14 protein-coding genes are annotated in these 14,066 nt (G+C 60.6%); 8 read left to right on the top strand and 6 right to left on the bottom strand.

Going from position 1 to position 14,066, the window contains the following annotated elements; translation table 11 throughout:
* Positions 1-2: 2 nt before the first annotated feature.
* Together SJY21_RS04295 and SJY21_RS04290 are read left to right on the top strand one after the other, a co-directional pair.
* Positions 3-776 carry a type III pantothenate kinase gene (locus tag SJY21_RS04295; protein ID WP_377506682.1) on the top strand — a complete coding sequence of 258 codons (774 nt, stop codon included), beginning with the start codon at positions 3-5 and terminating at the stop codon, positions 774-776.
* A complete protein-coding gene (locus SJY21_RS04290; protein ID WP_377506679.1) occupies positions 773-2,440 on the top strand; it encodes a ribonuclease J in 1,668 nt (555 codons plus the stop codon). The genes SJY21_RS04295 and SJY21_RS04290 overlap by 4 nt, the downstream gene beginning before the upstream one ends.
* 124 nt (positions 2,441-2,564) lie before the next feature.
* Here the strand turns inward: SJY21_RS04290 and SJY21_RS04285 are convergent, their stop codons facing one another.
* The 4 genes from SJY21_RS04285 to SJY21_RS04270 form a co-directional block, all read right to left on the bottom strand.
* Complete coding sequence (locus SJY21_RS04285; RefSeq protein ID WP_377506676.1) at positions 2,565-3,995, bottom strand: DEAD/DEAH box helicase; 1,431 nt, start codon at positions 3,993-3,995, stop codon at positions 2,565-2,567.
* A 137-nt stretch (positions 3,996-4,132) separates the two neighbouring features.
* Positions 4,133-4,747: a hypothetical protein gene (locus SJY21_RS04280; RefSeq protein WP_377506673.1), complete on the bottom strand. Its 615-nt coding sequence runs from the start codon at positions 4,745-4,747 to the stop codon at positions 4,133-4,135.
* The gene (locus SJY21_RS04275; protein WP_377506669.1) at positions 4,747-6,342 is read right to left on the bottom strand and encodes a peptide chain release factor 3; all 1,596 of its coding nucleotides are present in this window, start codon (positions 6,340-6,342) and stop codon (positions 4,747-4,749) included. Before SJY21_RS04275 ends, SJY21_RS04280 begins: the two co-directional genes overlap by 1 nt.
* 40 nt (positions 6,343-6,382) lie before the next feature.
* Complete coding sequence (locus tag SJY21_RS04270; protein WP_377506666.1) at positions 6,383-7,378, bottom strand: Hint domain-containing protein; 996 nt, start codon at positions 7,376-7,378, stop codon at positions 6,383-6,385.
* Positions 7,379-7,530: 152 nt separating this feature from the next.
* Here SJY21_RS04270 and SJY21_RS04265 point away from each other — a divergent pair, with 152 nt between their 5' ends.
* The gene (locus SJY21_RS04265; protein WP_377506663.1) at positions 7,531-8,310 is read left to right on the top strand and encodes an SDR family oxidoreductase; all 780 of its coding nucleotides are present in this window, start codon (positions 7,531-7,533) and stop codon (positions 8,308-8,310) included.
* Positions 8,311-8,386: 76 nt separating this feature from the next.
* Positions 8,387-9,466: an ABC transporter ATP-binding protein gene (locus tag SJY21_RS04260; RefSeq protein ID WP_377506660.1), complete on the top strand. Its 1,080-nt coding sequence runs from the start codon at positions 8,387-8,389 to the stop codon at positions 9,464-9,466.
* On the opposite strand, the gene SJY21_RS04255 is transcribed toward SJY21_RS04260, so the two are convergent.
* Complete coding sequence (locus SJY21_RS04255) at positions 9,463-10,113, bottom strand: helix-turn-helix transcriptional regulator (protein ID WP_377506657.1); 651 nt, start codon at positions 10,111-10,113, stop codon at positions 9,463-9,465. The genes SJY21_RS04260 and SJY21_RS04255 overlap by 4 nt on opposite strands.
* A gap of 192 nt (positions 10,114-10,305) precedes the next feature.
* Here SJY21_RS04255 and SJY21_RS04250 point away from each other — a divergent pair, with 192 nt between their 5' ends.
* Genes SJY21_RS04250 through SJY21_RS04235 form a run of 4 tightly spaced genes read left to right on the top strand, consistent with a single transcriptional unit; the run spans position 10,306 to position 12,835 of the window.
* A complete protein-coding gene (locus SJY21_RS04250) occupies positions 10,306-10,518 on the top strand; it encodes a twin-arginine translocase TatA/TatE family subunit (protein WP_377506654.1) in 213 nt (70 codons plus the stop codon).
* 30 nt (positions 10,519-10,548) lie between these two features.
* Positions 10,549-11,112, top strand: coding sequence for a Sec-independent protein translocase protein TatB (tatB, locus tag SJY21_RS04245; RefSeq protein WP_377506651.1), 564 nt, complete (start codon positions 10,549-10,551; stop codon positions 11,110-11,112).
* A complete protein-coding gene (tatC, locus tag SJY21_RS04240) occupies positions 11,109-11,999 on the top strand; it encodes a twin-arginine translocase subunit TatC (RefSeq protein WP_377506648.1) in 891 nt (296 codons plus the stop codon). The genes tatB and tatC overlap by 4 nt, the downstream gene beginning before the upstream one ends.
* Positions 11,996-12,835, top strand: a complete 840-nt coding sequence (locus SJY21_RS04235; RefSeq protein WP_377506645.1) for an ATP-binding protein — start codon at positions 11,996-11,998, stop codon at positions 12,833-12,835. Before tatC ends, SJY21_RS04235 begins: the two co-directional genes overlap by 4 nt.
* Here the strand turns inward: SJY21_RS04235 and SJY21_RS04230 are convergent.
* Complete coding sequence (locus SJY21_RS04230) at positions 12,832-14,028, bottom strand: peptidoglycan DD-metalloendopeptidase family protein (protein WP_377506642.1); 1,197 nt, start codon at positions 14,026-14,028, stop codon at positions 12,832-12,834. The two genes, SJY21_RS04235 and SJY21_RS04230, sit on opposite strands and share 4 nt — an antisense overlap.
* Positions 14,029-14,066: the final 38 nt, after the last annotated feature.

The following is a 14,066-nucleotide window of genomic DNA, read 5'->3' as shown; positions in this document are numbered from 1 at the left end:
AAATGCTTCTGGCTATTGATTGCGGCAACACGAATACGGTCTTTTCCATCTGGGACGGGCAGAAATTCCTGTGCACGATGCGCACCTCGACCCACCATGGCCGCACGGCGGACGCCTATTTCACGTGGTTCACGACGCTGGTGCAGCACTATGGCATTACGCCCGACATCTCGGATGTGATCATTTCGTCCACCGTGCCGCGCGTGGTGTTCAACCTGCGTGTGTTCTGCGAGCGGTTCTTTCAGTGCCGTCCCATGGTTGTTGGCAAGCCCGACTGCAAGCTGCCGGTGCCGCCGCGCGTTGATGCGGGCGTGCGCCCCGGGCCTGACCGTCTGGCCAATGCCGCCGGTGCCTTTGATCGCCACGGCGGATCTGTGGTGGTCGTTGATTTCGGCACGGCCACCAATTTCGATGTGGTCGCCGAAGACGGTGCCTATATCGGCGGGGTGATTTCCCCCGGTGTGAACCTGAGCCTTGAGGCTTTGGCCGCCGGTGCCGCCGCCTTGCCGCACGTCGATGTATCCCAGCCCGCCAAGGTGATCGGCACCAATACGGTCGATTGCATCCAGTCGGGGGTGTTTTGGGGTTACACCGGTCTCATTGAAGGGCTAACAGCGCGCATCAAGGCCGAATACGGCCACCCCATGAAGGTTGTCGGCACGGGCGGCCTTGCGCCCCTGTTTGCGCAGGGCGACCACCTGTTTGACGTGATCGAAGACGATCTGACGATGCACGGCCTGACCGTCATCCACCAATATAACAAGGATAATCCATGAGCAGTAACCGTTTGATCTACCTTCCTCTGGGCGGGGCGGGCGAGATCGGGATGAATTGCTATGTCTATGGCTATGGCAAGCCCGATCAGGAACGGCTGATTGTCGTTGATCTGGGCGTGACCTTTCCCGATATGGACACGACACCGGGCGTGGACCTGATCCTGCCCGATATTTCGTGGCTCGAGGCACGGCGCGACCGGATCGAGGCGATCTTCATCACCCACGCGCACGAAGATCACGTGGGCGCAGTTGGCCACACATGGGAACGTCTTGGCGCGCCGGTCTATGCGCGTGCGTTCACGGCCAATATCGCGCGGCGCAAGATGTCGGAACACGGGTATTCCGATGACAGCGTGACGGTCGTGAACAAATGGCCCGACACGGTGCAGGCGGGACCGTTTTCTGTAGGGTTCCTGCCGATCAGCCACTCGATCCCTGAAAGCAGTGCTCTTGTGATCGACAGCCCCGACGGGCGGGTGCTGCACACCGGTGATTTCAAGATTGATACAACGCCAGTTGTTGGCGAACCCTTTGATCATGACCTGTGGCGCAAGGTGTCCAAGGACGGCGTGCGTGCGCTGGTCTGTGACAGCACCAATATCTTTTCGCCGCACGCGGGCCGCTCCGAAGCATCCGTTGGCCCCGAGATTGAAAAGCTGATGCGCGAGATGTCGGGGATGGTCGTGGCGACCACTTTTGCGTCAAACATCGCGCGTCTGAAAACGCTGGCGCAGGCGGCAGATCGCGCGGGGCGTTCGGTTTGCCTGTTGGGGCGCGCCATGCGCCGCATGACCGAAGCCGCAAGCGAAGTCGGCATCCTGCACGATTTCCCAAGCACCATTTCGCCCGAAGATGCGCTGAACGTGCCGCGCGAAAACCTGATGCTGCTGGTCACCGGATCGCAGGGCGAAAGGCGCGCGGCATCGGCGCAATTGGCAAATGGCAAATACATGGGGCTGACCATGAAGGAAGGCGATACCTTCCTGTTCAGCTCGAAAACGATCCCCGGCAATGAACGCGGCGTGATCCGCATCATGAACCAGTTTTCGGAAATGGGCGTTGATATCATTGACGATTCTTCGGGGCTTTATCATGTGTCGGGTCACGCCAACCGCCCTGACATCGAAGAAATGCACGATATCGTCAAACCGCAGATTGTGATCCCGATGCACGGTGAACACCGCCACCTGCGCGAACACGTGAAGATTGCGCAAGGCAAGGGATTGGCCGGTGTCGTTGCCGTGAACGGCATGATGATTGATCTGTCCGGCAACGCCCCGCGCGTCGCCGAATACATCGACACAGGGCGCACCTATCTGGACGGCACCGTGCAGTACGGCGCGATGGACGGGATCGTGCGCGACCGGATTCGCATGGCGCTGAACGGCCATGTGATTGTCACGACGATTATCGACGAGGAGGGCGAGCCCTTGGGCGATCCGTGGTGCGAAGTCATGGGCCTGCCCGAAATGGGCCGCAACAACGCGCCGCTGGTCGATGTGCTGGAACAGGACCTATCGCAATTCATGAACCGCGCCGCCGACAAGACGCTGGCCAGTGACGACGCGCTGGAGAAAGAACTGCGCAAGATCGCGCGTGGATCGGCCATGTCCGAGATCGGCAAAAAGCCCGAAGTGACGGTGGTGATTTCGCGGTTGAGCTAGCGTTTATCGACAGACCGGAATCAAGCCGCAGGCGCCGGTCAGACCGTCTGGCACTTGGGCAAACGGACAACAAAAAGGGCGGGGCCATCCGGTACCCGCCCTGCGTCTTGTTCGTTGGCTGCGTTTAACCCTTGCGCCGCTCGTCAAAGCTCATCGCGATGAAATCGGGGGCATCGTCGCCCATGCCGGCCGCGCGATTGTTGTTGTCGTTGCGGGGTTTGCTGCGCCCGCGCTCTGGCTTGTCAGCCTTCTTTTCAGCGGCTTTTTCGACTGGCTTCTCGGCCGGTTTTTCGGCCACAGGTTCCGCCTTTGGCGCGTCATCCTTTGGCGCATCGGATTTGCGCGACCGCGTGCGTGTCCGCTTTTTAGGTTCTTCGGCTTTTTCCTCGGCCTTGGGGGCACTGCCACCCATCGGATTGTCCAGACGCGGGATCGCTGACTGCACAAGGCGTTCCACATCTTCAAGGTTTTTTTCGTCGCGCGGCACGCAGATCATCATCGTGGTGCCAAGCTTGCCCGCGCGGCCCGTGCGCCCGATCCGGTGCACGTAATCTTCGGCGTGGCTGGGCACATCAAAGTTGAACACATGGCTGACGTTTGGCACATCAAGCCCGCGCGCGGCTACATCTGACGCCACAAGAAAGCGCAGGGTGCCATCGCGGAATTCCTGCAGGGTGCGGGTGCGGTGTGACTGGTCGAGATCGCCATGGATTGGCGCGGCGTCAAACCCGTGTTTCTTCATGGATTTGGCAACAACATCCACATCGACCTTGCGGTTGCAAAAGATGATACCGTTGCGGCAGTTTTCGCCTTCGCTTTGGATCAGGGCGCGCAGCAGGGCACGCTTTTCGGTGGCTTCGCGATCCTTGCGGCTGCCTTTGAACATGACCACGCCCTGGGTGATGTTTTCGCCGGTCGTCGCGGCGCGGGCCACTTCGATGCGGGCAGGGTTGGACAGGAACGTATTGGTGATCCGCTCGATCTCCGGTGCCATGGTGGCGCTAAAGAAAAACGTCTGGCGCGTAAAAGGGGTAAGGCCGAAAATGCGTTCGATATCAGGGATAAAGCCCATATCAAGCATGCGGTCGGCCTCGTCCACGACCATGATTTTCACATCCGACAGGATCAGTTTGCCGCGTTCGAAATGGTCCAGAAGGCGGCCCGGCGTGGCGATCAGCACATCAACGCCCTTGTCGATCAGAAGGTCCTGTTCCTTGAACGACACGCCGCCGATCAGCAGCGCCTTGGTCAGCTTGGTATATTTGGCATAGGCATCGAAATTTTCAGCGACCTGCGCGGCCAGTTCCCGTGTCGGGCAAAGCACAAGGCTGCGCGGCATGCGCGCACGGGCGCGGCCACGGCGCAGCAGCGAAATCATCGGCATGGTAAAGGCAGCCGTCTTGCCGGTGCCCGTCTGGGCAATGCCCAACACATCGCGACCTTCAAGGGCGGGGGGGATCGCACCCGCCTGAATGGGCGTGGGCGTTTCATAGCCGGTGTCGACAATAGCCTTGAGAACCTTGGGATCAAGATTGAGATCGGAAAATTTGGTCATGTAGCCCTTTCGCGTTTTGCGGCTGTTATGGCCGCAAACCTGCGCGGCCCGCCCGGCCAGATTGCCGGTGCGTTCGATCTGTGGATGCTTTAGGCGCTGCGGCGCAGAACGTCAAGTTTATAAGGCAGCGGGGCAGGTTAGGTGCCAAAGCTGTGATGCAGTTTCGGTGAATACCCTGCGGCCAGAACATCAAGGTTGGGTTGCGGTGTCAGACATATCGCCCGCCCCGATGGCCGCGCGCTTGGCGCGCTGTATCCGGCTGGGGTAAAGGGGTGGACCTGTGCGCCTGCGATCAGATGCGGCTGCTGGCCATGCAGGATCATCGCACCGTCGGGAAGGGCGTCAGAATCGTGCATGACATGGCGCAATGCCCGCGCGCCGGGGATCGTGCGGGCGCGGTGCAGCGCGGCGTCCATCTGCGGCGCGGTGTTTCGTGTGCCATATGCCCCCGCCCACGCCGTGCAATAGCGGGCGTAATCTGCGCGCCGACAATAGGCGCAGGGGCGGTGTCCGGCGGCCAGCGCCACGGCCTCGTCCAGAAAGAACAGTTCGGTCCAGTTGCGCCCCGTCATCACCGTGCGCTTGCGCCCCTGCCAATCAAGCGTGCAACAAATCCACGCGCGATGTTTCCACAGGGCCGCGCCCATCTGGCGATCAGCCGTGTGCAGGATCCCGCGATTGCCCGTAAACGTGCCGCGCGCCGGATGGGCAATGATCTGCCCGTCCGGTTGCACGCGGTTTTGCAGGGGCATCAGACCATCATTTCCTTGGTCGCTGTCAGGCTCACATCGGGGTAATCGCGCGCGACGCGGTCGATGTCCCATTGCAAGCGGGTCAGGTAAACCACGTCGCCGTCGTTGTCGGTGGCGATGTGTTGTTTGTTGGCGGCGGCGAACTTGTCGACGTCCGCTTTGTTGCCCTGCACCCAGCGGGCGCTGGTGAATTGCGACTGATCAAACCGGACGGGCAGGCCGTATTCCAGCTCGATCCGTGACGCCAGAACCTCGAATTGCAGCGCGCCAACCACGCCGACGATAAACCCCGACCCAAAGGTCGGTTTGAACACTTTCGCGGCGCCTTCTTCGGCGAATTGCATCAGGGCTTTTTCAAGGTGTTTGGCCTTCATCGGGTCGCCCGCGCGCACGCCTTGCAGCAGTTCGGGCGCGAATGACGGGATACCGGTGACGCGCAGGGCTTCGCCTTCGGTCAGGGTGTCGCCAATGCGCAATTGCCCGTGGTTGGGGATGCCGATGATGTCGCCCGCCCATGCCTCCTCGGCCAACTCGCGATCCGAGGCGAGGAACAGCACGGGGTTGGAAATCGCCATCTGTTTCTTGGAGCGCACATGGGTCAGTTTCATGCCGCGCAGGAAGTGTCCCGATGCCAGACGCACAAAGGCCACGCGGTCGCGGTGCTTGGGGTCCATGTTCGCCTGCACCTTGAAGACAAAGCCGGACACCTTTGTTTCTTCGGGCAAAATCTCGCGCGGGGTGGCGCGTTGGGGTTGCGGTTCGGGGCCATAGGTGGCGATCCCGTCCATCAGTTCCTGCACGCCGAACGAATTCATGGCCGAGCCGAACCAGATCGGCGTCATTGACCCGTTCAGCAGCGCCGCGGGATCAAGGGCGGGCAGCAATTCGCGCGCCATTTCGATTTCTTCAAGGAATTTTTCCAGTAAGTGCGCAGGCACCAGTTCGGCCAGTTTCGGATCGTCCAGCCCGTTGATTTCGACCGATTCCGCAACCTTGTTGCGATCGGCGCGGTCCATCAGGTGTAGTTTGTCCTGCAAGATGTCGTAACAGCCGATAAATTCGCGCCCGACCCCGATAGGCCATGACGCAGGGGTCACGTCAATTGCCAGATTTTCTTGAATTTCGTCAATGATATCAAACGTGTCGCGGCTTTCGCGGTCCATCTTGTTACAAAAAGTCAGGATCGGCAGGTCGCGCAGCCGGCAGACCTCGAACAGTTTTTGCGTCTGGCTTTCCACACCCTTGGCCCCGTCGATCACCATCACGGCGGCGTCCACGGCCGTCAGGGTGCGGTAGGTATCCTCGGAAAAGTCCGAGTGACCGGGCGTGTCCACCAAATTGAACCGGAAAGTCTTGAAATCAAACGACATAGCTGACGCAGACACGGAAATCCCGCGGTCTTTTTCCATCTGCATGAAGTCGGAACGGGTGCGCCGTGCCTCGCCCTTGGCGCGCACCTGACCGGCCATCTGGATCGCGCCACCATAAAGCAGGAACTTTTCAGTCAGCGTCGTTTTGCCCGCATCCGGGTGCGAGATGATCGCAAAGGTCCGGCGGCGGGCAATTTCGGCGGGAAGGGCGGGGCGGTTTGTCATGGCGCGGCTATAGCGGGGCGCCGTGGCGGGGGCAAGATGCCTAGCTGCTGGATGCCCGCCGTAACAGCGCAACAGCGTCACGTTTGGTCAGCAGGCTTTCGGTCACTTCATAGTCGTTGTGCTGGCGGTCGCGGTGCGTGTCGATAGGTGCGCCGGTCGGCAATGCGCCGCGTGTGCGCGGATCAATCAGCAAGGTTTCGGCTGCGATCCCTTCGGCATAGACGATCTGGTGATCGTCAAACAGCAGTTGGAAATAGTCCACGAAACCGCCATCGCGCTGGAATACCGTATCGCCATTTATCAGGTGGCGCACCTTGATCAGCACCTCGGCGCGGCCCGCGCCAAGGGTGTCCTCGCGCTGATAGACGAAAATGCGGTGGTCGGGGCTCAGCACCAGATCATGAGCGTTGAACAGCGTGTCCTTGCGGATCACAACCGGCGCAAATGCCCCGACGGCGCGCAGGGTTGTCTGGCCGATCCAGCGCACAGATTGCGGGCCATCATCGCGGGTCAGGACACGGTCGCCGACCTGCAAATCCTCGACCGGGCGCTGTTCGCCCGAGGCAAGCGTGATGCGGGTGCCGCGCGTGAACGACACGCAGGCTACTTCGGAAAAGCGGCTGGTGGCAGCGTGGCGGTCAACGCCAACAAGCCGGTAATTGGTGTCCGATGACAGGGTCGCAAGCGGCAGCAAATAGGTATCGGCCACATCGCCGTCTTCAACCTCGACGAATACCAGCGCTTCGATGGTGGTGCTGTCGGGGGCCATCAGGGTGACGCAGCAATCTAGATAAAGGTCATTGCCAGCCGTGCCCTGCGGGGTGTCCTGATGCAGGATGAAACGGGTCGGCGCATCTGTCATCAACGCCATCAAAGGCAGGCGGTCGGCGCCATCGGCCAGCTGATAGATGTCGTCCATTACCAGTTCGTCGGCAAATGTGATTGCATCGCCTTCGGCCACACCATCAGTCACGCGAAACTGCGCTGCGGGATAGACCTGCAACGACTGGGGCGCGGACGGGTTGGCCTTGGACATGAAAACACTCACTTTGTTGAACCTGCTAACCCCATTAACCTAAAAAGGAAATGCGGCGCAAAGGCGTCAAATCCCGGACCAGTTGACGGCGTTTGTTGCAAAACATGCAAGGGCGACTTAGGCAGGATCAACGCAATTGAAAAGGGCTTAGCATGGATCTGGGAATCAAGGGTAAACGGGCGCTGGTCTGTGCCGCGTCCAAGGGCTTGGGGCTGGGCTGTGCGCGCGCGCTGGCGGCGGCAGGTGTCGATCTGGTGATGAACGCGCGCGGGGTTGACGCGCTAGAGGCTGCCGCCGATGCGATCCGCACGGAGTTCGGTGTCAAGGTGGTTACGGTCGCGGCGGATATCGCCAGCGCAACGGGGCAGGCGGATGTGCTGAAGGCGGCGCAGGGCGTTGATATCCTTGTCACAAACGCCGGTGGCCCCCCGCCCGGTATGTGGTCGGATTGGGATCGCGACGATTTTATTGCTGCACTGGATGCCAATATGCTGGCGCCGATTGCCCTGATGAAAGCGCTGCTGCCGGACATGCAGAAACAGGGTTGGGGCCGCGTGGTGAACATCACCTCGCAGTCGGTGAAATCGCCGATTGCGGTGCTGGGCCTGTCCAATGCGGCGCGGGCCGGTCTGACGGGCTATGTGGCGGGCACATCGCGCCAGGTTGCCCCTGACGGGGTGACGATCAACAACATGTTGCCGGGGATTCATGCCACGGACCGCGCGATCAGCCTTGATACCGGCGTCAGCACGCAACAGGGCATTTCGATGGATCAGGCCCGCGCGCAACGCGAAGCGACGATACCCGCGCGCCGCTATGGCACGGCGGATGAATTCGGGGCGATGTGCGCATTCTTGTGCTCGCAACACGCTGGATTCATCGTCGGGCAGAACATTTTGCTGGATGGCGGCGCGGTGAATGCGACACTCTGAGTCTTGCCGATCAGGGCGGGGGTTGATACCACGCCCTGTGATTACCCGATAAGATCACTCGGAATTAGGCGGCAGTGTGACACAGACCCCCAGATTGCAGATCACCAACCTGGCGCGCAGCTTTGACGGACGCGCGGTTGTGGATGATGTATCGCTTTCGGTGATGCCGGGGCAGGTGACATGCTTGCTGGGGCCATCGGGCTGCGGCAAGTCCACGACCCTGCGCATGATCGCGGGCGTGGAAATGCAGGACAGCGGGTCGATCCATGTAGATGGCAAGCTGGTCTGTGACACCGTGTTTCGCGTGCCGCCCGAAGCGCGCTCGATCGGGTTGATGTTTCAGGATTTCGCGCTGTTTCCGCATCTGGACGTTGGCCGCAACGTGGCGTTTGGCCTGAAGGGGCCGCAGGCCGAGGTGCGCGCAAGGGTCGCCGCGCTGCTGGACCGTGTTGGCATGACGCGCCACATGGACGCCTATCCGCATCAGCTTTCGGGGGGTGAACAGCAACGTGTCGCGCTGGCCCGTGCGCTGGCCCCGCGTCCGCGCATCATGTTGATGGACGAACCGTTTTCCGGTCTTGATGACCGTCTGCGCGATGATATCCGCGATGAAACCCTTGAAGTGCTGAAAGACGAAAGCACCGCCGTGCTGCTGGTCACCCACGAACCGGGCGAGGCGATGCGCATGGCCGATGAAATTGCGCTGATGCGCGATGGCAAGATCGTGCAGCAGGGCGCGCCCTATAACATCTACAACACCCCGACCGACAAGCAGGCGGCAGGTTTTTTCAGCGATATCAATGTGATTTCGGGCGATGTGCATGGCGCGCTGGTGCAGACGCCCTTTGGCCAGTTTCTTGCGCCCGGGATTGCGGATGGCACAGCGGTGGATATCGTCACGCGCCCCCAGCACATCAAGATCGACTTTGATCGCGACGGGCGCGGCCCCAACCCGACCATCGCCGAGGGCACGCCTGCGCGCGGGGTCGTTGAACGTGCGCGTTTCATGGGCAGTGAAAGCCTTGTGGAATTTCGCATGGATTACGACGGATCGCGGCTCAAGGCGCTGATCCCGTCGGTGTTCCTGCCACAGGTCGGCACGCCGCTTTGGATCATGATACGGCGCGACCGCTGTTTCGTGTTTGCGCGCACCTAGCCCGCATAATCGGCGAGCGATTTCCCCGTTTCATTGACGAACAGACTGGGCAGGACGCGCAGGGCACTGATCTGGTCGATGCGCAGATCGGCAAAGCCCTTGGTGGTTTCGCACCAGACCACGCAGGTCCACAACCGGCCCCAATAATCCAGCTTGAGGGGGCGCACGGTGCGGTCCGCGCCGTCATGGGTAATTGCCAGTTTCTGGCGCGAGCGCATCGCCTGTCGCATGATCGGCAGGTGCCGGAACCCACGCGCGGCATCGGCAAACGGATAGACCGCAAAGCCAAAGCTGGCGGGGGCCTTGCTGCGGTCTTCGGGCAGCACGGCGCCGATTTTGGCTGACAGGCTTTGCCCGGCGCTGCGCAGGTCCGGATCGTTGGCTTGACCAAGGCCCGCGATGGCAAGATGCAGCGCTTCGACCTCGGCCATGGTCAGGTTGAGCGGGGGAAGGGTGATGGCGGCGGTGACGCGGTAGCCCGTGCCGCGCTCGCCCTCGATCGGGACACCGGACGCGGCCAGCGTTTCCATATCGCGATAGATCGTGCGCAGGGACACCCCCGTGGCGCTTGCGATGTCGCCTGCGCGGTGCAGGTCACCATCGCGCAAAAGCTGGACGATCTGCATGAGTTGGTCGGCACGGCGCATCTTGATCTCCTTTCAGGCAAGTTTTGACAGAAAACTGACAGTTGACAAGTTTTTGTCACTAAATCAGCAAAACCCTTGCAAAAAAGGGGTTTGCCGCGCATTTTCGGGCTTCCATTGCCGCGTTGCAGCGCTTATCTAAGTGCCTGACTTAGACTTGGGCCGGACATTCCGCCCCCTACGGGAGAGTTTCACATGCTTAACAATATCGGCCTACCGGGCCTTCTTTTGATCGCCGTTGTCGTGTTGGTTCTGTTTGGCCGCGGCAAGATTTCATCGCTTATGGGCGAAGTGGGCAAGGGCATCACCGCCTTCAAGAAAGGCGTGGATGATTCCACCAAAGAGATTGACGAGCAGGCCGAGTCCGCCCGCGATGTCACCCCCGAGGAAGACAAAGACAAGGCCTGAGCGCCTGTGACCTAAGCAAAGGGTACGCCTATGTTCGGCCTTGGCTGGAGCGAGTTAATGGTGGTCGGCATCGTGGCGCTGATCGTGGTCGGCCCCAAGGATTTGCCCGTGCTGTTCAAGACGGTCGGGCAGTTTGTGGGCAAGGCCAAGGGCATGGCGCGCGAGTTTTCCAGCGCAATGAACGCTGCCGCCGATCAGGCCGGTGTCAGCGAAATCCAGAAAACCCTGAATGCGGCCGCCAACCCCAAGAAATTCGGCGCCGACAAAATTCGCGAGGCCAGCGGCATGGGGGCGGCCAAGGCCGGTCCGGCCACTACGGCCCTGTCCAAGGAACGCCAGGAAGCCCGCGCCAAGATCGACGAAGCGATGGCCAAGGCCGCCACAGAGCGCAAGGCACGCGAGGAGGCCGAGGCAGAGGCGGAAACAGCCAAGCCGGCCGCGAAGAAGCCAGCAGCAAAGAAGCCAGCGGCAAAGAAACCAGCGGCAAAGAAAACGCCCGCCAAGAAACCAGCAGCCAAGAAAACGCCCGCCAAGAAACCGGCAACCAAGAAACCTGCCGCGAAAAAGCCCGCAGCCCCCAAAGGTGACTCATGAGCGCGACGGACGAGATTGAAGACTCCAGCGCCCCGCTGATCGAACATCTGGCTGAATTGCGCACGCGGCTGATGCGGTCAGCGATGGCTTTCGTTGTTGGGATGGTAATTTGTTTTACCGTCTGGAACCCAATCTTTAATTTCCTGACCGAACCGCTTTGTTCAACTATGGCAGCACGTGGACAAGAGGATTGCGGGCTAATTCTGATTGCTCTTCAAGAGGGCTTTTTCGTAGCAGTTTCTATATCGCTTCTTGGTGGCCTCATTCTTTCATTCCCAGTAATCAGCTATCAAATGTGGCGCTTTGTTGCGCCGGGTCTCTATAAGAACGAAAAGGGCGCGTTTCTGCCCTTCCTGATCGCTTCACCGTTCATGTTTTTCCTTGGCGCATCGTTTGCTTTCTATGTCGTTACACCGCTTGCTTTTGATTTCTTCTTGGGCTTCCAGCAACCTGGGACGTTAAGCGGTGACACTGAAGTCGAAAGCGGAGGCATCGCCGCGATCGCATTTCAGGGTTCGGCGCAATCTTACCTTAACCTTACGATCAAGTTCATTGTCGCTTTCGGAATGTGTTTCCAGCTTCCAGTGCTGCTGACCCTCTTGGGAAAAGCTGGATTGGTCAGTTCGGTAGGTTTGAAGAATGTGCGCAAATATGCGGTTGTCGGGATACTTTTGCTTGCTGCACTGGTTACGCCACCGGATGTTATCACGCAGGTCATTCTGTTTGTTGTGGTTTACGGTCTCTATGAAATCTCGATCCAACTTGTGAAGCGTGTCGAGCGTGGCAAAGACAAGCGTGCCCGCGAGGAAGGCATCATCGCAGAGGGCGAAAGCCTGTTTGACGAGGATTTCGGTGACGAGGAGCTGGAAGAGGAGCCGGAGCCGTGAGCAAAAAGGTCCTGCGCCGCATCGCCGATGCGCTGGACCGCATGGCGCCTGCACCGCTTGCCGCGCCTGATTTTGCTGCTGCGCCTGCCTTTGTCTGGCACACCGATCCTGACCGACTGGAACCTGTGCAACAGGTCAACCGCGTGGACCTGTCACTGCTGGTGGGTGTGAACCGTTCGCGTGATACCTTACTGGAAAACACAGCGCAGTTTGCCCGTGGATTGCCTGCCAACAACGCCCTTTTGTGGGGCGCGCGTGGCATGGGAAAGTCGAGTCTTGTCAAGGCGATACACGGCGCGCTTTATCCAGAGCATGAACATCTGAAAATCGTCGAAGTGCAGCGTGAAGACCTGCCCAGTATCGGCCGCTGTCTGGCGCTGCTGCGGGGCCGCGCGGAACGCTTTATCCTGTTTTGCGACGATCTGTCATTTGGCCATGACGATGCACATTATAAATCCCTCAAGGCGGTGCTGGATGGCGGGATCGAGGGTCGGCCCGCGAATGTCGTGCTTTATGCCACATCGAACCGCCGCCACCTGATGCCGCGTGACATGATTGAAAACGAACGCCAGACCGCGATTTCGCCAAGCGAGGCGGTCGAGGAAAAGGTGTCGCTGTCAGACAGGTTCGGGCTGTGGCTGGGGTTCCACCCTTGTGATCAGGACGAATATCTGGCGATGATCCGTGGCTATTGCGATGCCTACGGCGTTGAAATCACAGATGAAACCCTGCGCGCCGAAGCGATTGAATGGCAGGCCACGCGCGGATCCCGTTCGGGGCGCGTGGCCTGGCAGTATTTCACCGATCTGGCGGGACGTCAGGGCGTCCAGATTTAGGGCAGGTAATCTGTCGGATCGACGCTTTCCAACCCGTCACGCACCTCGAAATGCACGAAACTGGGGCTGCCCTCGCGCACGGTGGCGATGGTTTGCCCTTGGGTCACGCTATCGTCCTTGGACACGCGCAAGCCGTCAAGATTGGTGTAAACCGTCAGGATATTGCCGGTGTGTTTGATCACGACGATGGCGATGCCGTTGGTATCGGTCGTCACAGCGGCGACGGTGCCGGCGGCGGCGGCCTTGACGGGCGTGCCGGCGGGCACGCCGATGTCGATGCCTTCGTTGCGGCCACGGGCATATTCACGAATTATGCTGCCCTGCACCGGATAGATGAACGGCGCGCTGGTGGCAGGTGTTGTCGTGCGCTCGCCCAGATCGGGCGCGGGCGGGGCAACAACGGGCGCAGCCGCTGCGGTGGTGTCATCGTCGGGCAGGGGTTCGGCGGCACTGGGTGGCACGGGTGTCGCGCTGCCGGTGCCGGGTTCTTCGACCATAGGTGTGGTCGCGGGCGGCGTTGCGCCAGCAACCGGGATCAGCACAAACTGCCCTTCACGCAGGGCCAGATCAGCGCCAAGGCCGTTCCAGTCCGACAGGCTGCGCACCGGCACATCATAAAGCCGGGCGATGGAATAGGCGGTTTCGCCGCGCGCCACACGGTGGCGGATCGGTTCACTGCCGGTTTGGGGGGCGGGCGTTGTTGCGGGTTGCGCCACTGGTTCTTGCGGGCCTGCGCGGTCAATCGCGGCACCGGCAAGGGTTGTCACATCAATCGCCGAGGGCTGGATCGGGCCGGTCATGACCGCGCCGGTTGCAGGCGAGGGTTCGGCGACACGGTTTGGCAGGGCGATGATTTCATCGCGGCGCAGCGGCACATCGGGATTGATGCCGTTATAGCTTGCCAGTTCTTCGGCGTTCAGACCAAGGCGGTCCGCAACCATACGCGCGGTTTCACCGCGTTCGGCGACGACCACCTGATAATTGGGATAGGAAATCACGCCGCGGTCGTCGGGACGCGGGCGCGCGGTGATGTTTTGCGCCGCCGCCGAGGTATCAAGCCCGCCACCGCCAAGATCACGCAGGTCAATGTCGAAATTGCCATCGGCGTCGCAGGCAGCCACCAAGGCGATGGCGCAACCGGCCAGCATCAGCTTGGCCTTGGACGTAAGGGGGCGGGGCGTGAATGTCGCCATGGTCTGCAATCCTCATCTACGCGACCCTTTTGGGCCGT

The organism is Octadecabacter sp. R77987, from assembly GCF_042466115.1.
Taxonomy (GTDB): domain Bacteria; phylum Pseudomonadota; class Alphaproteobacteria; order Rhodobacterales; family Rhodobacteraceae; genus SW4.
This window is presented reverse-complemented; position numbering and strand designations above follow the sequence as displayed.